At 57.5% G+C, this 21,716-nt stretch carries 16 protein-coding genes; 7 read left to right on the top strand and 9 right to left on the bottom strand.

Annotation, left to right across the window (positions count from 1 at the left end; translation table 11 throughout):
- Positions 1-38: 38 nt before the first annotated feature.
- The 3 genes from HMPREF1628_RS05210 to HMPREF1628_RS05200 all read right to left on the bottom strand — a co-directional run bounded on the left by HMPREF1628_RS05210 (position 39) and on the right by HMPREF1628_RS05200 (position 3,853).
- Positions 39-944 (bottom strand): sugar ABC transporter permease, encoded by a 906-nt coding sequence (locus HMPREF1628_RS05210; RefSeq protein ID WP_034508834.1) that lies wholly within the window; start codon positions 942-944, stop codon positions 39-41.
- Positions 944-2,563 carry an ABC transporter permease subunit gene (locus HMPREF1628_RS05205; RefSeq protein ID WP_034508832.1) on the bottom strand — a complete coding sequence of 540 codons (1,620 nt, stop codon included), beginning with the start codon at positions 2,561-2,563 and terminating at the stop codon, positions 944-946. Before HMPREF1628_RS05205 ends, HMPREF1628_RS05210 begins: the two co-directional genes overlap by 1 nt.
- A gap of 66 nt (positions 2,564-2,629) precedes the next feature.
- Positions 2,630-3,853 carry a sugar ABC transporter substrate-binding protein gene (locus HMPREF1628_RS05200; protein WP_034508829.1) on the bottom strand — a complete coding sequence of 408 codons (1,224 nt, stop codon included), beginning with the start codon at positions 3,851-3,853 and terminating at the stop codon, positions 2,630-2,632.
- Positions 3,854-4,141: 288 nt separating this feature from the next.
- Between HMPREF1628_RS05200 and HMPREF1628_RS05195 the strand changes: the two genes are divergently transcribed.
- A complete protein-coding gene (locus tag HMPREF1628_RS05195) occupies positions 4,142-5,164 on the top strand; it encodes a LacI family DNA-binding transcriptional regulator (RefSeq protein WP_034508826.1) in 1,023 nt (340 codons plus the stop codon).
- Between the two features lie 20 nt (positions 5,165-5,184).
- Entirely contained in the window at positions 5,185-6,873 is a 1,689-nt protein-coding gene (locus HMPREF1628_RS05190; protein ID WP_052038894.1) for a glycoside hydrolase family 13 protein, read from the top strand.
- 83 nt (positions 6,874-6,956) lie between these two features.
- Here HMPREF1628_RS05190 and HMPREF1628_RS05185 read toward each other — a convergent pair whose 3' ends face one another.
- Together HMPREF1628_RS05185 and putP are read right to left on the bottom strand one after the other, a co-directional pair.
- Complete coding sequence (locus HMPREF1628_RS05185) at positions 6,957-10,553, bottom strand: bifunctional proline dehydrogenase/L-glutamate gamma-semialdehyde dehydrogenase (RefSeq protein WP_034508823.1); 3,597 nt, start codon at positions 10,551-10,553, stop codon at positions 6,957-6,959.
- 198 nt (positions 10,554-10,751) lie between these two features.
- Positions 10,752-12,242, bottom strand: coding sequence for a sodium/proline symporter PutP (gene putP / locus HMPREF1628_RS05180; protein ID WP_034508821.1), 1,491 nt, complete (start codon positions 12,240-12,242; stop codon positions 10,752-10,754).
- 279 nt (positions 12,243-12,521) lie between these two features.
- On the opposite strand from putP, the gene HMPREF1628_RS05175 reads away from it, so the two are divergent.
- Genes HMPREF1628_RS05175 through HMPREF1628_RS05160 form a run of 4 tightly spaced genes read left to right on the top strand, consistent with a single transcriptional unit; the run spans position 12,522 to position 16,783 of the window.
- Positions 12,522-13,379, top strand: a complete 858-nt coding sequence (locus HMPREF1628_RS05175; protein WP_034508819.1) for an SAM hydrolase/SAM-dependent halogenase family protein — start codon at positions 12,522-12,524, stop codon at positions 13,377-13,379.
- Positions 13,380-13,423: 44 nt separating this feature from the next.
- On the top strand, positions 13,424-13,978 hold the full coding sequence (locus HMPREF1628_RS05170) for an ECF-type riboflavin transporter substrate-binding protein (protein WP_034508817.1): 555 nt from the start codon (positions 13,424-13,426) through the stop codon (positions 13,976-13,978).
- A gap of 7 nt (positions 13,979-13,985) precedes the next feature.
- On the top strand, positions 13,986-15,944 hold the full coding sequence (locus HMPREF1628_RS05165) for an ABC transporter ATP-binding protein (RefSeq protein WP_052038893.1): 1,959 nt from the start codon (positions 13,986-13,988) through the stop codon (positions 15,942-15,944).
- A gap of 2 nt (positions 15,945-15,946) precedes the next feature.
- A complete protein-coding gene (locus tag HMPREF1628_RS05160; RefSeq protein WP_034508815.1) occupies positions 15,947-16,783 on the top strand; it encodes an energy-coupling factor transporter transmembrane component T family protein in 837 nt (278 codons plus the stop codon).
- 28 nt (positions 16,784-16,811) lie between these two features.
- On the opposite strand, the gene rlmB is transcribed toward HMPREF1628_RS05160, so the two are convergent.
- Genes rlmB through cysS form a run of 3 tightly spaced genes read right to left on the bottom strand, consistent with a single transcriptional unit; the run spans position 16,812 to position 19,911 of the window.
- Complete coding sequence (gene rlmB / locus HMPREF1628_RS05155; RefSeq protein ID WP_034508812.1) at positions 16,812-17,783, bottom strand: 23S rRNA (guanosine(2251)-2'-O)-methyltransferase RlmB; 972 nt, start codon at positions 17,781-17,783, stop codon at positions 16,812-16,814.
- A 59-nt stretch (positions 17,784-17,842) separates the two neighbouring features.
- The gene (locus tag HMPREF1628_RS05150) at positions 17,843-18,496 is read right to left on the bottom strand and encodes a rhomboid family intramembrane serine protease (protein ID WP_052038892.1); all 654 of its coding nucleotides are present in this window, start codon (positions 18,494-18,496) and stop codon (positions 17,843-17,845) included.
- Entirely contained in the window at positions 18,481-19,911 is a 1,431-nt protein-coding gene (gene cysS, locus HMPREF1628_RS05145) for a cysteine--tRNA ligase (RefSeq protein WP_034508809.1), read from the bottom strand. Before cysS ends, HMPREF1628_RS05150 begins: the two co-directional genes overlap by 16 nt.
- A gap of 68 nt (positions 19,912-19,979) precedes the next feature.
- On the opposite strand from cysS, the gene ispF reads away from it, so the two are divergent.
- On the top strand, positions 19,980-20,474 hold the full coding sequence (ispF, locus tag HMPREF1628_RS05140; RefSeq protein ID WP_034508806.1) for a 2-C-methyl-D-erythritol 2,4-cyclodiphosphate synthase: 495 nt from the start codon (positions 19,980-19,982) through the stop codon (positions 20,472-20,474).
- Here the strand turns inward: ispF and HMPREF1628_RS05135 are convergent.
- A complete protein-coding gene (locus HMPREF1628_RS05135) occupies positions 20,471-21,712 on the bottom strand; it encodes an MFS transporter (RefSeq protein WP_052038891.1) in 1,242 nt (413 codons plus the stop codon). The genes ispF and HMPREF1628_RS05135 overlap by 4 nt on opposite strands.
- Positions 21,713-21,716 lie beyond the last annotated feature (4 nt).

Here is a 21,716-nt window from a genome sequence, read left to right as displayed (position 1 = left end):
GCGCTCAACCAAGCGAGCGCCCCACCACAGGGAAACTTCTAACCCTTCACAGCGCCACCGGTCAGACCGGCAACAATGTACTTTTGTAAGAACAGGAACAGAAGCAAGATTGGGATAGCCGCAATCACAGCGCCGGATGCGAACCAATCCCAGTTCTTCTCATTGCCACCGACCCAAATGTTCATGCCGATCGCCAGCGTCCAGTTCTCTTGCGAGGTCAAGATCGTGCGCGCAAGCACGAAATCATTAAACGCCGAGATGAAGGACAGCAGGCCCACTACCGCAAGGATCGGAATGACCAGCGGTAGAACAATGGTCCAGTAGATCTGAGCATGGGAAGCTCCATCGATCTTCGCGGCCTCGTCTAGATCCATCGGGATGGAGTTGAAGAAGCCGTACATGAGGAACGTATTGGCGCCTAGTGCGCCGCCCCAGTAAACGCAGATCAGCGCCATCTTCGAGTTAATACCGAGCGCCGGAATGACCTCACCCAGCGTGGTTAGAAGCAGGAAGATAGCTACAAACGTCAGCAACTGCGGGAACATCTGGATGATCAGCAGGGCTTGAAGCGAAACCTTGCGACCAGAGAAGCGGTAGCGCGAAAACGCGTAGGCCGCCGCAGCGCCCATCAATACGGTTCCAATCGATGTGGCCACGCCGATGATGATCGTGTTGCCAAACCAAGTCCAGAACATCGTGTCGGACAGCTCCGTGAAGTTCTCGGTTGAAACCGATGAGAACAGCGAGTTCGCGCCCGTGAGTGTTGTCTTAACGTTCGGGTTAAAAGCCGCTGAAAACACGTACAGAATGGGGAACGCTGCGTAGATCGCTGCGAGGACACCCACGACGTGACGGAAACCAATACCGCGGAACCACTTGCCAAACGGCATCCGATTCTTCGTTGCAGCCGGCTTCGCACTTGCAGTAACTGTTTGAGCACTCATCACGCCACTCCTTCCATGGCATTCGACTTCTTAAAGGAGTACATGGACACTGCGCCAACGATCAGGAAGATAACCAGCGACATGGCTGCGGCTAGACCGTAGTTTGGCAGCGCCTCGCCGGTTAGGCCAGCAATCTTGTAAACCATCGAAATCAAAATGTCCGTATGTCCAACCGGGACGGAAGCATCCGACATTGCCGGGCCACCGCCATTCAACATGTAAATCAGGTTGAAGTTGTTGAAGTTGAACGCGAACGATGAAATAAGTAGCGGAGTGAGGGCAATCATGAGCTGCGGGAGCGTCACGTGGCGCCACACTTCCATCGAGCTAGCACCGTCGATCTCTGCGGCCTCAATGAGGTCGTGAGGAATCGACTGGAGTGCGCCCGTAACAATCAGGAACATGTAGGGAAAGCCCATCCACAAGTTCACCAGGAGCACCGAAACCTTAGCCATCGTTGGATCGGTGAGCCACGGGATGGAAGCTCCAAGCAACTGGTTAAAGAAGCCGTACTTTTCGTTCATCATGCCCGCAAACAAGAACGCGGTCATAAATGAGGGGAAAGCGTACGGAAGCAGCATGATGGTTCGGTAAACCTTGCGCCCGCGCATGCGATCATCGTTCATCACGATCGCGAGGAACATGCCCAGCAAGAAAGTGGTAAGCACGGACATGAACGCGAAGATCACGTTCCATACCAGTACATTGAGGAATGGCTGCGCATAGCGTGCATCCGAGAACCCGTCGACGAAGTTCTTAAATCCAACGCCAACACGCCAGCCAACGCCCAGGGCGCTACCGTCCTCTGAAATGAACGAACCCACCGTGTCATCGGCCTTGTAAACGGTACCGTTTTCCGTGTTCACCATCGTGTCAGTCTGCTGGTCATACTGGATGGTCGAGGTGAACTCGAAGCCTGTCATACCGTTTTGGGTACCGATTGCACCCTCGTTCAAGTCTTCAGATAGTGGCACCCGAAGCTGTGTTACCTCGCTTTGTCGCGCCCCCAGTTCCGCGATGGAAAGAACCTTCCACCCATCAACCTCGGTAATGCGCCCGTTGGAGACCTTCGCGCCCACCTTTTCAAGCGGTTGCTCGGCGCTACCAACCTTCACTTCCGTCCCATCAAAAACGGCAAAACCTAGTTCGTTACCCTGCTCCACAATGGCGAGCGGGTATTCGGGCGAACCCTCCACTCGCTTCGTGTTGTTTTGCAGAAGGATCGACTCGATTGCCGCTTCCTTCGTGAGTATGTGACCGTGACCGTAGTTAGTGAACGCGATGTAACCGGTGTAAACGATCGTGAACGCTTGGAAAATAATTAGGAAGACGAGGCCGGGAGCCAAGTACTTCGCAGGAATTAGACTGTCTCGCTTAGAGAAGTAGATCCAGTCAACGGCAACAAGCAAGAGTAGCATTCCGATGCCGAGCACCATGGACCCGCCACTCAATGCGGTTGCGGCAATGTAAATGCCAAGCGCGTTAACAAGCGCCATGAGGATGAGCTTCACAATGGAGCCCGGCCCCCACGAGGTCGCCACAGAATCGCGCTTACGGCGTTCAGCGCGGCGCTCTTTCCTCCGACGTGTTGCGTCGGTTTCTTTCAACATTTGCGACATATCAGCATCGGTTCCTGTTATTAAAAAGGTGCGGCCGGAAGAATCAGCCGCACCTTTTTAAGTGAACTACTTGCCCAGCTCGGCCTGGATGTCAGAAATCATCTTGTTCCAGGTCTCAGCCGGATCAGAGCCGTTTAGGATCTGAGCCTCAGTCTTGCCCCAGAAGGTCCAGACGGCACCCATTTCTGGAATGTTCGGCATCGGGAAGCCACCCTCAGATGCTGCCTGGAAGCCAGCGATTAGCGGATCAGCCGCAGCCTTGTCAGCCGAAGCAGTCAGAGCCGGGAGGCGGTTACCGATTGCGAACAGTTCGTCCTGAACTTCCTGGGAACCCACGTAGTTAACGAGGAAGTCGTTAGCCAGCAGAGCATTTTCAGACTTAGCCGAGATGAAGCCACCCTGTACGCCAAGGAATGGGACACCCTTGTTCGGGCCTGCGGACGGAATCGGATCAACCGCGATGTTCATGCCCTCAAAGTCAGCGAGCATCCACGGGCCACCGAGAATGTAAGGCGACTTGCCATTCTTGAACGCATCAACAGCAACGTCATAAGAAATGGAGGGGCTAATGACGCCCTCGTTGCCCTTTTCCTGCAGCCACTTAGCAAAGGCTTCACCCTCTGCGCCGCCAATGGAGAGATTCGAGGTGTAGGAACCGTCAGCGTTCTGCTCAAACACCGGGCCGGTGAAGGAGGACTGGAACGGGTACATGGTGTACGGGTCACCCTCGTCACCAACCTGGATGACGAACGGGTACTCGGTGCCCGCAGCCTTGCCCTTCTCAATCATTTCGTCAAAAGTAGCAGGCGTTGCATCAACGAGGTCGGCATTACGGATGATTGCAAGGTTCTCAACCGCATAAGGAACGCCGTAAACCTGGCCGTCAAACGTAAACGCTGCAACGGAGCCTTCCGAGAAGTCCCCTGCCTTGTCGCCAAGCTCAACGGGAGCTACGAGGCCATTGTTCACAAACTCGCCGATCCAGTCGTTAGCGCCAAACGCAATGTCCGGGCCCTGACCGGTTGGAACCTGGGTAGAAAACTCGGTACGCATCTGGTCGTTATCCTTAACAACCAGCTCAACGTTGTTGCCAGTAGCGTTCTTGTATGCGTCCGCTGCCTTCTTAAACGCGGCCTCGCGGTTGGCGTCAACCCAAACGGTTAGACCCTGGCCGGTGGACTCTGCCGCCGACCCGTCAGTTTCTACCTCTGTGGTACCTGAGCCGCCACATGCGGAAAGCCCAAGAACAGACAGAGCGCCAATTGTTGCTAGTGCAATGCCCCTTCGCATTCTTTTCTCCTTGAGATTCAACCTAAAACTGTGTTCGTCATTGTCACACAAGCGATCTAGACATTCCTGATTGTAACGTGCTTTCAGGTTTTTGCAAGAGTTTTCAGAGATTTCTGTAAGGAATGTAATCAGATGTTTATAAAGAGGGGTTGAACAGGCGCATTTCCAGACAACCAGCTTAATCTTTTCTCATTTTTCCCGCGCCTCATGTAGTGTTTTATGTAACCCGCAAATTTTTGCAAAACATTTTCAAACATGTATGTAAGAGCAGGCTACAAAGGAGTGGCGATGGCTGAGCGACTGCGCTTATCCGACCTTGCGCAGCAAGCCGGTGTATCTACCGCAACGGTCTCAAGAGTGCTCAACGGGAAATCAGAGGTTGCCGAAGACACTCGCCAAGCGGTTCTGCGCGCCCTCGACCTCCTCGGATACGAACGCCCAGAAAAACTTCGAGCACGCTCCGGCGGGCTCATCGGACTGATCGTTCCAGAGCTCACCAACCCCATTTTCCCGCAGTTCGTGCAACACCTATCCACCGAAATGCTCCGACAGGGCTACACCCCGCTGTTTGGAACCCAGTTTGCGGCCGGCTCAACCGAGGATTCCCTCGTAGAAGCCATTATGAGCCAAGGCGTTGCTGGCCTCGTCTTCGTTTCTGGCCTGCACGCCGACCTCACGGCAAACACGCAGCGCTATCAGAACTTAATCGAAAGCCACATCCCATTCGTCACAATCAATGGAGCCAACTCCAAGATTGATGCGCCTGACTTCTCCACCGACGACGCGGACGCCATCACTCAGGCCATGCGTCACCTGGTGGGCCTAGGACACAAACGCATCGGATTTGTTTCGGGCCCACTGCGCTTCAGCCCAGCACACATCAAGTTCGAACGCTACCTCGAATGTGTGGAACAAATGCTTCCCGATTCCGCGCCCATCCATTCCGAAACGCTGTTCACCGTAGAGGGCGGGCAGGTGGCAGCGCAGGCCGCTCTCGATCAGGGCGCAACCGCAATCATTTGCACCTCCGACATCATGGCGCTTGGAACCATGCGCTACATCGTCGACCAGGGCATGAGCGTTCCAGAAGACGTATCGATCATCGGCTTCGATGACTCCGCAATGATGCCCTTCCTCTCCCCCGCGCTCACGACCGTTCGCCAACCCGTGCGCGCCATCAGTGAGGCAGCGGTAACCACCCTCGTCTCTCGTATCAAACGAACACCAAACGAAATGACGCTCACAACGTTCAAACCAGAACTGGTGGTGCGTGAAACCACCGCTCCGGCCAAGCAGGCCACATCCTCATGAACGAATAGGCCCGCGAACCCATGCAGATCCTTCACCCGGCAAACACCTCACGCGAATGGTGGCGCGAGGCTGTCATCTACCAGATTTATCCACGCTCCTTTGCTTCCAGCTCCGGATCGATCGGAGACCTCGCCGGAGTCACTTCGCGCCTTGACCACATTGCGAATCTAGGCGCCCACGCCGTCTGGATTTCCCCGTTCTATGCGTCCCCGCAAAAGGATGGCGGCTACGACGTGTCCGATTACCGGGCTATCGACCCACTGTTTGGAAACTTGGACGACGCTCGCGCCCTAATTTCGCGGGCCCATGAGCTTGGGCTTCGCGTAGTCGTTGACCTCGTGCCTAACCACACCTCCGACCAACACGAATGGTTCCAAAAGGCTCTTGCAGGCGGAGTGGACGCACCGGAGCGTGACCTCTATTGGTTTCGCGAGAGCCCTCAAGAGCCCAACGACTGGCTGTCCGTTTTTGGTGGAAAGGCGTGGACGCGCGTGAAAGATCGCGCGGACGCTCCTGGCTCCGCTTGGGAGAACGATGAATCGTGGTACTTGCACCTGTTCGATTCCTCCCAGCCGGACCTCAACTGGGACAATCCGCGGGTGCGCGAAGAGTTTTGCAGCATCCTGCGGTTCTGGCTGGATCTAGGCGTGGACGGATTTCGTGTAGATGTGGCACACGGTCTCGTAAAAGATCCTGATCTACCAAACTACCAGTACCACTGGGACATGGTTTCGGGTGGAAACATGCTACCCGAGGATGTTCCCGAACCTCCCCAGTGGAACCAGCCTGGCGTACACGACATCTACCGCGAATGGCGGCAGGTGTTGGACGAGTACGAAGGCGACCGGGCGCTGGTTGCCGAGGCGTGGCTAAACAGGCCCGAGGACGCGAAGCTTTACGTACGAGCGGACGAGATGAACCAAGCGTTCAACTTCGACTTCCTCACTTCACCTGTGGACGCCGAATCTTACCGTCGGGTTATCGCCCACTCTTTGCAAGAAATGGACACCGTGGGTGCTCCAACCACTTGGGTGCTTTCAAACCACGACGTGGTGCGTGCCGCCTCCCGTTTTGGACTATCCAGGACGGGCAAGGGACCTAATGGCATCCGCCCATTTGAGGAGCAACCGGACGCCGAACTAGGTCGGCGCCGCGGCCTTGCCGCTCATGCCCTTCAAGCAGCACTGCCCGGCTCCATGTACATCTACCAGGGCGAAGAGCTGTCACTACCCGAACACATGGCCGTGCCCGACGAGCTGCGCGAGGACCCCGCTTTCTACCGCACTCAGGGGCGTGAAGCCGGCCGTGACGGCTGCCGCGTACCCATGCCGTGGGAAGCGAACGCCCCGGGCTTTGGCTTCTCTCCTGGCGGCTCCACGTGGCTCCCTCAGCCTGCAAGTTGGCGGACACTTGCCGTGGACGTGCAGGAGTCCGAGGCGTCCTCATCCTTGAATTTCTTTAAGAAAATGTATCGCCTACGTGAAGATCTAGGACTTGGCCGGGCTGAACTTCTGGACGCGCAGGAGGCCCATTTGCACTACGTATCTCGGCTTCCTGGCCGCGCTGACGTGCACATTGTTATGGCATTTGATGAGGCCGTTGCACTACCCGCGGGCGCACGCATCTTGCTGTCTACCAATGAGGTCGATCCCGCCCAAGTTTCTAGTGAGGAGGCCGCGCCAAACTCGACGGTTTGGTACACGCTATAAGCGTCTGATTTTATGCCAGAGCAAGAGTTTGGGCGATCACCCAAGAGGTGACCGCCCAAACTTCTAGCTAAACCGCTCGCCTACTACACCAGCACCTGGGTAGAGAGCGGGGTCTTGTTGCCGAACCGGTGGTTGGTGATCGAGACTGCCTGCTCGCGCACAAACGGCAGAATCTCCACGCGACCGCACGTAGTGACTGGCCCATCCCAAATGGCAACGTCAATCGATCCGTCTACTGCGCGTCGCAGCTCGTCGCCGTCCTCGCCAATCATGCGGATACGAATGTCGAGGTTCTCGCCGGCTTCCACCTCTGCTTGAACACGCTCAGCAAACTGGCGCTTGTTTTCAACGAGGATGTCAACGCCAAGATTGCCCAACATGATCGACGGATCGGTTGGGAGGAACGTTTCCGTTGACACCGTAAGGTCCATGCCTGTGTAAGCACCGGCTGGAAGTTCGCGGATAAACGAGGTCTCGTCATCCGGATCTACCTTCACGATCTCCCCCAGGGCGATACCTGCAGAGACCGCGCGGAACACCTCGTAGAGAGAGGCGTACTTGCCCACTCGAATCTGGGCGCCAACGGGCAGATAGCGCAAGATGTTGCGTTCCACGCCGACCTTCGACGGGTCATGCAGACGGCCAAACTCGGTGTCGATCGCGTGCTGGTCAGACTCGACGGCAACCGCGAGGCGCGCGTAGTCCTCTTCTGACAGAAGGCGCTTTGCGGATTCTAGGAGCTCACGCAGTTGCGGGGCCTTCACGTTGGCCTCGTGTTCGACAGCCGGAGGGTACGCGGCGTCGCGCTCACCCTCAGCGGTAGGCTCAACGGGTTTGATATCGCCAAATCCGTAGAGGTAGTTCGGGCCTCCCGCCTTGGTGGTTTCACCCACCGCGGAGCGCTTCCATCCGCCAAACGGCTGACGCTGCACGATTGCACCGGTAATACCGCGGTTAACGTACACGTTGCCCGCTTCTACGTTGTTGAGCCAGTAGTTGATCTCATCGGGATCAAGCGAGTGCAAGCCAGCGGTGAGGCCAAAGTCCACCATGTTCTGCGCTGCAATGGCCTCTTCAAGAGTGTCAACGCGCATGATGCCAAGGATCGGGCCGAAGTATTCGACCATGTGATACTCAGATCCTGGTTCCACGCCCACGCGCACGCCGGGGCTCCACAGCCTGTTCGTGTCGTCAAGGCGACGCGGCTTAAGCACCCACTTTTGTCCTTCATCAAGAGTCGTCAGGCCGGCCAGGAGCTTCTCTCCCGGCTCGGAAGACAACGGCCCCATTTCTGCCGATAGATCGTCTCCCCAACCGATGTGCAGCGACTTCGCGGCGTCGACCAGCTGGTTACGCACGCGCTTGGAGAAGCCGGTTGATCCCACAAGGATCACATACGAGGCTGCCGAGCACTTCTGGCCCGCATGACCAAAAGCGGAGTCGATCACGTCCTTCACAGCGAGGTCAAGGTCGGCTGACGGAGTGATCACGATAGCGTTCTTGCCCGAGGTTTCAGCCATGATGCGCAAGGTGGGATCCCAAGAGCGGAACATTTGCGCGGTCTCCACACCGCCCGTCAAAACGACGCGGCCAACGCGCTTGTCAGTCACTAGCTCGCGGCCCAGCTGGCGTTCCCCAACGGAGGCAAGGATACATGCGGTTTCAGGGACGCCTGCAGCCCAGATGCATTCAGCCAACACTGCGCCGGTGCGACGCGCGATCGAGGCCGGCTTCAAAATGGCGGCGGCTCCCGCCGCGAGCGCCGCGATGGTACCGCCCGCGGGGATAGCGATTGGGAAGTTCCACGGCGGAGTCACCAGGGTTACATCTACCGGTTCGAACTTAGCACTCTGGAGATTCTCGAGGTCAAGGGCACGTTCTGCGTAATAGTGGGCAAAGTCGATAGCTTCAGAGACTTCAACGTCAGCTTGCTGAAGCGATTTACCGAGTTCGGATGCAACCACCTCGATGAGCTCACCGCGGCGCTTGCCCAGTTCCACACCAACTTTGTGGAGGAGGTCGGAGCGTTCCTTAGCGCTGCGTGCCGCCCATTCGCGACCTCCTTCAACCGCCCGATCGAGCATTTCATTCAGTGCGTCTTCGGTGTCGATTACTGCGGCTTCGATAGTTTCGTTACCGAGCTTGGAGTCCTTGATGCGAGCCGCGATGTCGCGCGCCCACTGCAGGTTTTCAGGTAGCGACGGGTCGGAGTCCGGAGTGTTCTTGAACGTCCAGCCTCCCGCGGGAGTAGTTACTGGTTTCGCAATGTCTTCGGCCGTTTCCGTACTGCGATCCTGGTGGCGGTTCGCGCCCACGCGACGGTCACCTTCGCGCTCCATCTGCTCAACGGCGGCGAGGAAGCGCTTCTTCTCCTTGTCGAATGCGCCAAGGTCGGTGCCGATGTCAAAAATGGAGGCCATGAAGTTTTCATCCGCTGAGTTTTCCTCCAACCGGCGAACCAGGTAAGAGATTGCCACGTCGTACTCGTCGGGGCTTACAACCGGGACGTACAGCAGGAGGTTGCCTACGTCCTCGCGAACGGCTGAAGCCTGCTGGGTAGCCATGCCCGAGAGCATTTCGATTTCAATCTGGTCTTGCACGCCGCGCTCGAGGGCAAGCTCCCAAGCCGCTGCGATAGTGAACAGATTGTGTCCGGCAACGCCGAGCTTCACGTTTTGTAGATGCTCCGGGGTCATCGCCCAGTTGATGATGCGCAGGTAGTTCGCATCGGTGGCCTGCTTAGATTCCCAGGTGGTTAGTTCCCACCCTCGCATGGCGGCGTCAACGCGCTCCATGGCAAGGTTCGCGCCTTTCACCACGCGCACCTTGATGGGCGCTCCGCCATTTTCAACGCGCTTTGCGGCCCACTCCTGCAGGTCTTTCATAGCGTTGAGCGTGTCCGGCAGGTAGGCCTGCAGCACAATGCCTGCCGAGTAGTTCTTCATTTCCGGCTGGTCGAGGAGGCGCTTGAACACGTCAATGGTGAGGTGCAGGTCGCGGTACTCTTCCATGTCCAGGTTGATGAACTTGCGGGCAGGGTGCGCGGCGGCATACCTGTACAGAGGCAGCAGTTCGGTGAACGCGTGATCAACAACGTCGTCGTAACCCCACGGGTTGTGCGGGCCGGTGACGGCTGAAACTTTCAGCGAAACGTAGTCGATGTCGTCGCGCTCAAGCAGGCGCTTGGTGTCGGCTAGACGCTTCGCGGCTTCCTTGTCCCCCAGAACGGCCTCGCCAAGAAGGTTTACGTTCAGCGAGGCGCCGCCCGCCTTGAGGCGTTGGATTGCGGGGCCAAGCTTGTCATTAGTTACATCAACAACGAGGTCTCCCACCAACTGCCGGAATACGCGGCGTGCGGCCGGCACGGAAACCTCTGGAACAAACTTGCCAACGGTTCCACCAATGAGGGCGGGGGTGCGCAGGTACCACGGGAGGAAATCCGGGTTCTTCTTACCTGTTTCAGCCAGGTGGTCTGCCGCCACCTGCTGATCTTCGGGCCTCACAACCCCGTCAACGAACGAGACGGTGTAGTCAAGGCCGCCCTCATCTTCGAGGACGTCTGCAAGGAGCTTTGCGGCCGGATCAATGGGGTATTTCGTTGATTCGTCTGCCCATTTGCGCGCCCGAATGAGCGCCCGTTCTGCGATTTGGGAAAAGTCCGTTACTTCCGGCGCAGTCATTTGATCTCCTTTGATTGACTTTACGCATGCGAGGCTATGCGAGGTTTTGCTCTAACTATATTGGGGAATTCTTCTAGTGCACAGGAAAAGCAATTTATATCTTTTACGCGAATTATTTCATCCGCTTTAACGTGCGATACCTGGTGCACACGTGAGCGCAGCTCTTGCACTTTGCAAGAGCTGCGCTACTTGTGTGGGTCAGTCTGCCGAGACCCCCGCGAGGGCGTCGTCAAACTCCTTATCGATCTCGTCGTTCGGCTTGTACGTCATGTTAGAAACAATGACCGCGAACAGCAGGTTCAGCAGGAAGCCGGGAAGGATTTCGTAAAGGTCGAAAATGCCACCCGAAACGTTGCCCCAGATACCAACCGTGACCGCTCCAGCGATCATGCCGGCGATGGCTCCCTGGTAGGTGAACTTGCGCCAGTAGAGCGAGAGCAGAACGGTGGGGCCAAACGAAGCTCCAAAGCCAGCCCACGCGAATGCAACGAGGGCAAGGATGGTGTCCGAGCGCGGCCAAGCGAGGGCGCCAGCAAGGATCGCAATGACTGCCACAACGATACGGCCCGCGAGCACGCCGTCATTGCCCGACAAGTCGCGCTTAGTGAAAGCTCGGTAAATGTCTTCAACAACCGCAGAAGACGTGACCAGTAGCTGCGAAGAAATGGTAGACATGATGGCCGCGAGGATAGCGGCAAGCATGAAGCCTGCAACAAGCGGGTGCATGAGGAGCTGGCCCAGCGAGATAAATACCGACTCGGGGTTAGCGAGCTGAGCCTCATCATGCTTGTACACTGCTACACCCACGAGGGCAGTCATGCCGGCGCCGATAACCGCAAGTAGCATCCAGCCGATGCCAATGCGGCGAGCGGCGGCAGATTCTTTCGCGGAACGCAGGGCCATGAAGCGCACGATGATGTGGGGCTGACCAAAGTATCCGAGGCCCCAAGCAAGCGCGGAGATAATGCCCATCGCGGCCACGCCCGCAGCGGCACCACCGGAGAGGGAGAAGATGGTGGGATCAACCTCGTTGATGGCGGTAACCATGTTGGAGAAGCCGCCCACGTGCGCGATGCCAACGATCGGAACGAGGACGAGCGCGGTAACCATCATGAGGCCCTGCACCACGTCCGTCCACGACACGGCAAGGAAGCCACCGATTAGCGTGTAGAGCACAACGATTGCAGAAACAATGACGAGACCGAGGTGGTAGTTCATGCCAAACGACGCTTCGAAGAAGGCGCCGCCGGCCACCATGCCGGACGAGACGTAGAACGTGAAGAAGACGAAAATGATGATGCCCGCAACGATGCGGATAAGGTGCGAACGGTCGCGCAGACGCTGACCGAGGAATGAGGGAACGGTGATGGAATCGGACGCCACCTGCGAGTAGGAGCGTAGGCGCGGCGCCACGAACTTCCAGTTAAGCCATGCGCCAATGGTTAGACCAACCGCGATCCAGCCTTCGATGAGACCGTTCAGGTAGATCGCTCCGGGAAGGCCCATGAGGAGCCAGCCGGACATGTCGGATGCGCCGGCGGATAGGGCCGCGGCTGTTGGGCCGAGCTTGCGACCGCCGAGCATGTAATCGTCAAAGTCACTCGTTCGGTTGTAGGCAAGCAGGCCGATCATAACCATGGCTACCAGGTAGATGATCATGGCGATTGCCTGATATGTCGTCGTCGACATGCGGGTATCCTCCTTCTGGGCAGTTTTCAGTGAACCTAACAATCCGCGACAAAGATCCTCGATGTCAAGGCTCGTTATCTTTTCGTGACATTTGACTCTCTGCTGATCTCACGTTTCGGTCACTTTTAAGAAATTGGCGCTATAATAGGACATTTGCACACAAATGCGCTTGTAGGGCGCCGCGCGACGCTACGCGTCCATTATGAGATCGCGTGAAGTTGCTGTCCGTGTATGCACGTATGATGGACCCGTTCCCAGATCCCTACGTTCAGGAAACCCATGAAGCCCCTAATTTTGCAGTCCGACTTTGGATATTCAGATGGCGCCGTGTCAGCCATGCACGGCGTGGCGTACGGCGTGGACTCGAGTCTTCCTATTGAGGACCTCACTCACAACATTCCTCCTTACGACGTGTGGGAGGGCTCTTGTAGGCTCGCGCAAACTCTTGTGTATTGGCCCGCGGGTTCGGTGTTTGTTTCGGTTGTTGATCCCGGCGTTGGCTCGGATCGCCTGTCCGTGGTGGCAAAAACCAAGTCTGGCCATTTCGTTGTAACGCCTGACAACGGGACACTGACTCATATTGCGGTTACGTACGGTTTAGATGAGCTTCGTGAGATTGACGAGTCCGTTAACCGACTGCCGGGTTCGGGTCACTCCTACACATTCCACGGGCGTGACATTTACGCATACACGGGTGCTCGGCTAGCATCCGGCAAGATCACTTTCGAGGAGGTCGGCCCCGCCCTCGATGTTGAGAAGGCCATCAAGCTACCCGTCATGGAGCCGAAAATTGAGCAGAACAAGGCTTTCGGCACTATTGACACGCACGACGTTCGATACGGGTCTCTTTGGACAAACATTCCGCGCGAACTGTTCCTTGAACTTGGTGTCGAAATGGGCGAGTACGTTCGCGTACACATTGAAAACCAGCACGGCGACGTCTATTCGGCTCCGCTTAAGTACGTGCGCTCGTTTGCGGATGTGTCGGTTGGTGAACCGCTCATTTATACGAACTCTTTGGACAACATGGCTATCGCAATTAACCGCGGTTCGTTCGCAATGGCGTACTCAGTTGGGCAGGGAACGCAGTGGAAGGTGGATTTTGAGTATCCGCTAGATGATGCGCCCCTCGCCTAATCCCCCTCATCCCTTTCAGTACAAATTCAAGTAGAAGGAAAACAATGATCAATAAGACTTCGCCAACCACTGCTGTGGTAGCTACGGGTATTGGCGCGGCCCTCTTTTTTGTACTCGGCCGTTTTCTTGTAATCCCAACGCCGATTCCAAACACAACCATTAACATCCAGTACGCGCTGCTAGCCGTGTTCGCACTGCTTTACGGCCCAGTGGTTGCCGGCCTTATGGGGTTGATTGGTCACTTCCTGATCGACGCCACCTCCTACGGCCCCTGGTGGTCCTGGATCGTGGCTTCGGCTATTGCCGGTCTGATCATGGGCCTAATGACGCTGAAAGATAACGTGCAGGACGGCCCAATCAACAGTGGCGGCCTGGTACGTTTCAACGTTGCCGTGGTGGTAGCGCACGCTGTGTCGTGGGGCATCGCAGCCCCGCTTTTGGACATCCTGTTCTACTCTGAGCCCGCTTCGAAGGTGTTCACGCAGGGAGCAGTCGCTGGTATTTCTAACATCCTTACCACCGCTATCATTGGCTCCTTGATTGTGATTGCCTACGCGAAGACCCGCACGTCCGCCGGCTCGCTTGAGGAAAAGGAATAAGCCTCCTGTGACTGAGTTTCATTCGGATGGGGCGAGCCTAAGCGCCGGCAGTGCGGCAAGTGCTGCGGGCATGCAGGCTCGCCCCGCGAATGACGCCCCCAACACGGGCACTGTACCTCGCTCGAGTTCGGAAGCCGCCCGGACACAGGACCAACCGAACTCATCAGGTACTGCGCCTGAACCCATCATTGAGTTTTGCGATTTCACTTTTCAATATCGCGCGCAATCGTCTCCCACTCTTCGGGGTATCAATCTGACGATCAACCGTGGCGAAAAAGTTGCGATTGTAGGCCAGTCTGGTTCTGGTAAGTCCACACTGGCACACGTCATCAACGGGCTCATCCCCTACCGCTTCCCCGGGGAACATTCCGGCACGGTGAAGGTTGCCGGCATTGACCCAACCCAAACTCCCCTGCACGAGCTTTCTAAAATCGTGGGCACTGTACTGCAGGATCCAGACGGCCAGTTCATTGGGCTGACAGTTGCAGAAGACATTGCTTTCTCGCTAGAAAACGACCTGGTGGAGCAAACCCAGATGCATTCGCGGGTGCAACAGGCAGCCTCCGTCGTTGGCATTGAGAACCGCCTAGAGGCATCCCCCCAAGACTTGTCAGGCGGCCAAAAACAGCGCGTATCCATGGCCGGCGTGATCGTAGACGACGTGCAGATTCTGCTTTTTGACGAGCCTCTTGCTTCCCTTGACCCCGCTTCTGGCCAGCAGGCCATTGAGACGATTGATGCGCTGCACCAGCGCCCGCCGGAGGGCGCAACCGTCATCATCATCGAACACCGTTTAGAGGACGTCCTGCACCGACACGTGGATCGCATCATCGTTGTAGATCGCGGCCAGATCGTAGCGGACGGTACGCCGAACGAAATTATTGCTTCGCGAGTATTGACCGATCACGGGATTCGCGAACCGCTCTACATTACGGCTCTGCGCATGGCCGGACACAACGTCACCGCGGCGGACGAACCCGAGTCGGTACACTCCGTCCACATTCCAGATAATGCGCGGGCCGAGCTCGTGCAGTGGGCGCGTGAACCACGCAAGACTCCACGCAAACCTGACCCGATTTTGAAGCTGGAAAACGTTAATTTCGGGATTAACGAGGTTGAAATCATAAAAGGGGTTTCAACCGAGATTTACCGCGGCGAGGTAGTTGCTATTTGCGGCACCAATGGGGCGGGCAAGTCCACTCTGGCCAAGCTCATTTGCGGTTTTGAAAAGCCAGATTCTGGTCGCATCTACCTAGATGGCGAGGACATCACTGACGCTCCCATCACCCGCCGCGGCCGCCGAATCGGGTTTGTCATTCAAAACCCCAATCAGATGATTTCGAAAACCCTGATCATTGAAGAGGTTTCCCTGGCCCTGCAAGGCCTCGATATTTCTGCCGAAGAGAAGAAGCGGCGCGTTGAGCAAGCGCTTCGCACGTGCGGCCTGTGGGCGTATCGGGAATGGCCTATATCTGCGCTATCCTACGGGCAGCGCAAGCGCGTCACGATAGCATCGGTGATGGTTACAACTCCAGAAATCATCATTTTAGATGAGCCCACAGCCGGACAAGACTGGGCGCACTACACCGAAATCATGGAGTTCCTAAAGGGTTTGAACAACTCTGGCATCACGGTTGTGTTGATTACCCACGACATGCACCTGGCGCTGGAATACACCGAACGCACACTCGTCATGTCTGATGGCAAGGTGATCGCCGCTCGCTCTTCCGCCTCCGTGCTAGCAGACCCTGAGCTAACCCACGCAGCGTCTCTGCGAACCACCTCGCTGTTTGACCTGGCTGTTCGAATCGGAGCACAGCAAGGCCTCCTCGATAATGGCAATGAGCACTCCAGCGCGAAGGCAGAAAGCATGCTGGACCCAACCGCGTTCATTGAGCAGTTCATTGTGCGCGAAAACGAGTGGCGTGAGGACGTCCTCGCTAAGCACTTGGGAACGGGGCGATAACAGTGGCTGAAAGAACTGCCGTTTTAGGCTATATCCCCCGCGAATCGTTTATGCATTCGCTAACGGGGACCACAAAACTCATCATGATGATCAACGCGTCTATCGCAGCAATGCTGGGATTTGACACGCGCTTCTTGGTTCTCATGGTCTTCGTGTCCGTGTTCTTGTGGGTCTCTTCAAAAATTGAGCTGTCAAAACTGAAGGTCGTGCTGTGGTTCATTTTTGTCCTTATGATTTTGAACAACATCATGATTTTCGTCTTCGCCCCGCAGTACGGCACCGAGATTTACGGGACCAGCACGCCGCTTTGGCATTTGACTAACCGCTACACGTTCACTACAGAGCAACTGTTCTACCAGTTGAACGTGACGCTGAAATATTTTGCGGTACTGCCCGTAGCCCTGCTATTCATTGTCACCACGTCCCCTTCCGAGTTCGCGTCTTCGCTCAACCGGATCGGAGTTCCCTATCGGGCCTCCTACTCGGTTGCATTAGCGCTTCGTTATATTCCGGACGTTCAGCGCGAATACCGCGAGATTTCTCAAGCACAGCAAGCTCGCGGGATCGACACGTCCAAAGATGTTTCGTTTGCCACGCGCGTCAAGAACAGCGCGTCCATCCTGTTCCCCCTGCTGCTGTCATCCCTGGAACGCATTGAAACGATTTCTACCGCAATGGAGCTACGCGGGTTTGGCAAGCACAAGACGCGCACGTGGTACACCACTCGCCCACTGCTTGCCCGCGATTGGGTAGCCATCGCGCTTTCGGTAGCCCTACTTGCGCTGGCTGCCTGGCTCATTACCGTTAATGGAGGACGGTTCTACAACCCGTTCATTTAGCGCCCGCCCACTAGGTTCCGAACTGTGATTAGCCCTGTGCGGCTCGTTTTTGTGAAATCTCGTAGAGAGCGATGCCGGTAGCAACAGCCGCGTTGAGGGATTCAACTGCAGAGCTGATTGGGATAGACACGATTTGGTCACAGGTTTCGCGCACTAGGCGGGAGAGTCCCTTACCTTCCGCTCCGGTAACTACAACGAGTGGTTCAGTTGCTAGTTCAACGTCGCGCAAGCTGACGTCCGCCCCACCATCAAGGCCGATGACGAAGCATCCTGACTCTTTTAATGCGCGTAGCGACCGCACGAGATTTGTTTCACGCGCAACGGGCACTCGCGAAACGGCGCCGGCAGACACTTTCCACACGGTTGCGTTAACCGAGGCACTACGCCTTTCAGTGATCAGCACGCCGGTAGCACCAAATGCGCCGCCCGAACGTAGCACGGCACCCAGGTTGTGCGGGTCGGTTACCTGATCAAGAGCAATGATCAGTGGAGTTTTGAAGTCGTCCTCGGCAATCTGAAGCAGGTCGGCGGCAGTTACGTACTCGTATTCGGGAACTTCAATGCCGATGCCCTGGTGTGCGGTTTCGCCCGACGCATTTTCGAGGTCCCGGCGCGTGCATTCCATGATGGAAGCGCCCTGGGTAGAGGCGGCGCGAAGAACGCTGGCCACGCGATCATCAGTGGGGTCACTGGCGATAAACACGCGCACGATTTCGATGCCCGACTCGACGGCCTCCCACACGGGGTTGCGTCCCACAATGAGTTCGTGGCCGCGAGCGATCTTGATGGAGGTGCGGTTTCGGTGTGCTTCGCGTTGGCGTTGCTTAGCCAGCTCGGCCTCGCGCTCCTGCTTGCGTTTGTACGCTACGTGGTATTCGCGGTCTTCTGCCTTCGGGGTTGGGCCTTTGCCGCGCAGTCCGCGCCGACGCTGACCGCCACTTCCCTTGGTTGGACCTTTGCCTGCACGCCTGCGCCCGCGAGCGCCGCCATCAACCGCCATGATTACCTGCCTTTGCTTGATTTACTGGCGCCTATTGTAGCGAAGATCTGAGCCATGACTTAATAGGGATTTGAAGGGCGCCGCGCGGCGTTTTCGGATCTGGGTTCAACAACCTTCTCGGCTATTACCGCAACCACGATGCCGCCTACGAAACCACCAACGTGTGCCTGCCAGGACACTCCCCCAGATGGTAAGAAACCAACGAGAATGGTGGCGCTGTAGGCACTCAGAAGCATAATCGCAACCACGATCCGCACCAGTTTGACCCACGGGGTTCGCTCCACGAGGGCGGCCGCAAGAATGTATCCGAAGTAGCCAAACACGATTCCAGACGCACCAATAGTGAGGCCCACCGGCGTGAACGCGCTGATAAACAGGCCCGCCCCGATTGCAGACCCCACGAACACGGCCAGCCAGCGCCGCCTCCCCTCCAGCCCGATTAGGACCCCGAGGAGCGCAAGAAATGTGGTGTTACCACTTACATGCGCTACGGAGCCGTGCAGGAATATGGACGTAAAGTACGTCCACGGCCTCGTGAAATCATGTGCGGGAACGCCAAAGTTAAGCAGTAACTCCCGGCCTCCAAGCGGTTGCAGGATAAATGCCACCCACACGAGCAAGACCACGCCCAGCGGGCCGGCAAGACGCTCCAAAAGAGGGCCGCGCCCGCGAGGCACGACCTCTTGAACGCGCGGATCTAGCCGATATGCCATCTGGCGCCATCAGCTCCATCTTCAACAACAACGCCAGCGGCAGCCAGGCCATCTCGGATCGAATCGGCCGTAGCCCAGTCTTTCGCGGTACGCGCCTGCTCCCGCTGCTCAATCAAGTGATTCACAAGGACGTCCAGAGCCTTGTCTTTTCCACCGGCCTCCGCATCATCGCTGGCCCACTGCGGCGATGCCGGATCCAAGCCAAGAATGTCGAGCATTGCGCGCACATCCAGCAACGCCTCGCGCGCCTCCCCCTCGGAGCCATCCGTGAGGGCCTGATTACCGGCCTTCATGCGCTCATAAACCACGGCTAAGCCGCCCGCCACATTCAGATCATTGTCGAGGGCAGCCGCGAAGGCTTGCGGTACAGCTCGCTCGGCGACCTCGCTCACGGTCACACTCGCTACCTCACCGGCGCGCTGGACGAATCCGGAAATACGCTCCCAAGCGGCGGCTGCAGCGTGGATCGTTTCTTCGGAATACTCCACGGTAGAGCGGTGGTGCACCGTGCCTAGAGCGAAACGCAACACCGGTGCGGGCACGCGTTGCAAGATGTCTGCAACCGCCAGGGAGTTGCCGAGCGACTTCGACATCTTCTCCCCCTTCATCGTCACCCACGCGTTGTGCACCCACAGGCTTGCAAACGGCCAGTCAGCGCCATGGGACTGCGCCTGCTCGTTCTCGTGGTGGGGGAAACGCAGGTCGATGCCGCCTCCGTGAATATCGAACGCCTCCCCCAGGTAGCGGCGCGACATTGCGGAACACTCCAAGTGCCAGCCCGGACGGCCTAGCCCCCACGGGGACTGCCAGGAAGCAGTACTCGGCTCAGTCGGCTTAGCGGCCTTCCATAGGGCGAAGTCACGCGGGTCGCGCTTTCCAGCCTCGACACTAGAATCGATCTGCGACTCGTCTTCCGTGGTGCGCATTTGCGCTAAATCCTGGTGGGTTAACGAACCGTAGTCATCTAGCGAATGCACGTCGAAATAGACGTTGCCGGCCCCATCCGGGTATGCGTGTCCGCGATCGATGAGCCGTTGGACCAGCTGGACCTGGTCCAGGATGTGTGCGGTTGCGCGCGGCTCAAACGTGGGCGGAATAAGCCCAAGAGCGTCGTAAGCCTGGGCGAACTCGCGTTCAAACTTGGATGCCCATGCCCACCATGGCTGCCCGGCCTCGGCGGACTTGTTCAAGATTTTGTCATCAATATCCGTAATGTTTCGGATGTAGGTGACCTTCATGCCGTTCTTCTTTAGCCAGCGGATCAGCGTGTCAAACGCTACCGCGGACCGCAAGTGCCCGATGTGGGGGCTACCCTGCACGGTGGCTCCGCACAGGTAGATGCCAACCTCGCCCTCGTGAACGGGCTTCAGTGGCTGGAGGGAACGGCTTTTGGTGTCGTAAAGATGAAGATTCACGCCCCTAGCCTACCCAGCCTGCGCGCATGGGGCATAACGTTTTCAACGCGCGGCGTTAAACTGGCCCCATGACTTCGCTTTTACCTATTCGCACCGGTATTGGTTTTGACACGCACGCTTTTGCGCCCGCAGATTCGGGACGGAAGATGATGATGGCGTGCCTTGAATGGCCCGGCGAGGTTGGCTTGGAAGGCCATTCCGATGCTGACGTTGCCGCGCACGCGTGCTGCGATGCTTTACTTGCGGCGGCAGGCCTGGGCGATCTGGGAACAAACTTTGGCACGTCAAGACCAGAGTGGTCGGGCGCGAGCGGCGAGGTGCTCCTACGCGAAACGGTACGCCTGGTAGAGCAGGCTGGTTACGCGATTGTGAACGTGTCCGTGCAAATCATCGGGGAGCGCCCGCGCATCGGGGCTCGTAGGTCCGAGGCGGAACAACGCATGAGCGAGGTTGTTGGAGCTCCGGTAAGTTTTGGCGCTTCAACCACCGACAAGCTTGGTTTTGCCGGGCGGAGCGAGGGAGTTGCGGGCATCGCGTCCGCGCTGGTGCAGCGCGTAGACTAGCGCGCTCCGAGGGGCTTGACCCGCCTAAGTGCAAGCGCCACTCCCAAGCCGGTAAACAGTAGCACGCCGGCCATGAGTACCACGCCGAGCCAGGTGTTCCAATGCCAGAAAGTTCCCGCGAGCGCACCAAAAATGGATGAGCCCAGGTAGTAGAAGAACATGTAGGCCGACGAGGCTTGTCCGGTTGCGCCAACGCCGGCGCGGGCGCGGGCGGCCACCCATCCGGATGCGACTCCGTGGGTGGCGAAGAAGCCAGCGGTGAAGATGGCGAGGCCGATGATGATGACCCATATGGGTGCGGCGAGCGTGAGGAGCAGGCCACAGATCATCACGCTGATCGCGTAGGGTTCAACTTTGCGTTGTCCCCATTTTTGCGCGAGTTTCCCAGCATAGGCTGACGAGTAGGATCCGAGCGCATACACCAGGAAGATCAGACCCACCACGCCAACAGAGTAACCATATGGATCGGCCTCTAACCGAAACCCCATGATGTTAAATACACCAACGAATGAGCCCATTCCCACCGCGGCAATGAAAAACAGGCCGAGCAGTACCGGGTCACGCATGATTGCGGAGGTTCGATGCGCAAGGTTGGCCAGCCCTGACTCGCCGGGAATAAACCCCTGAGACCGGGGCAGAAACCGCCATACCAGGATTGCGCAGAGCAGCGCTACCACTCCCATTGCGATGAGGCCGCCCCGCCACCCCACTACCTCCGCGAATGCGGATACGCCGAGGCGCCCCGTCATGCCGCCCAGCGCTGTACCCGCAATGTAGAGGCCGGCGGCGCGGGCTTGTGCAGACCTGTGCACTTCCTCGGTTAGGTATGCCATAGCCACTGCGGGTAGGCCCGCCACGGAAATTCCTTGTATGAGGCGAAGCAGAAGCATCAGCTCCCACGTTGGTGCGAGTCCTACGCAGATTGCCACGGCGCCTGCCGCAAAAAGGGAGATGAAGATGATGCGGGTGCGGCCCCGTACTTCGGATATGGGCCCCACGAACAGTAACGCCAGCGCCAGGCCAATAGTGGAAATAGAGACGGACAGGGCCGCCTGATCGGGACGCAGCCCGTAATGCGCGCTGATTTGCGGCAAAACGGGCTGCGTGTCATAAAGCAAAGCGAACGTTGCCAAGCCGGCTAGAAACAGGCTGATCGAGATCTTTCGATACTGCGGACTGTGCAGGTCGTGACCTTCGAAACGCGGCTGTTCCTTATCGGGCGGCTGCGGCTCGCTCATAGCG

The organism is Actinomyces sp. S4-C9 (assembly GCF_000758775.1).
Taxonomy (GTDB): Bacteria; Actinomycetota; Actinomycetes; order Actinomycetales; family Actinomycetaceae; genus Gleimia; species Gleimia europaea.
The sequence above is the reverse complement of the archived record's forward strand: the minus strand, read 5'-3'. Positions and strand labels throughout refer to the sequence as shown.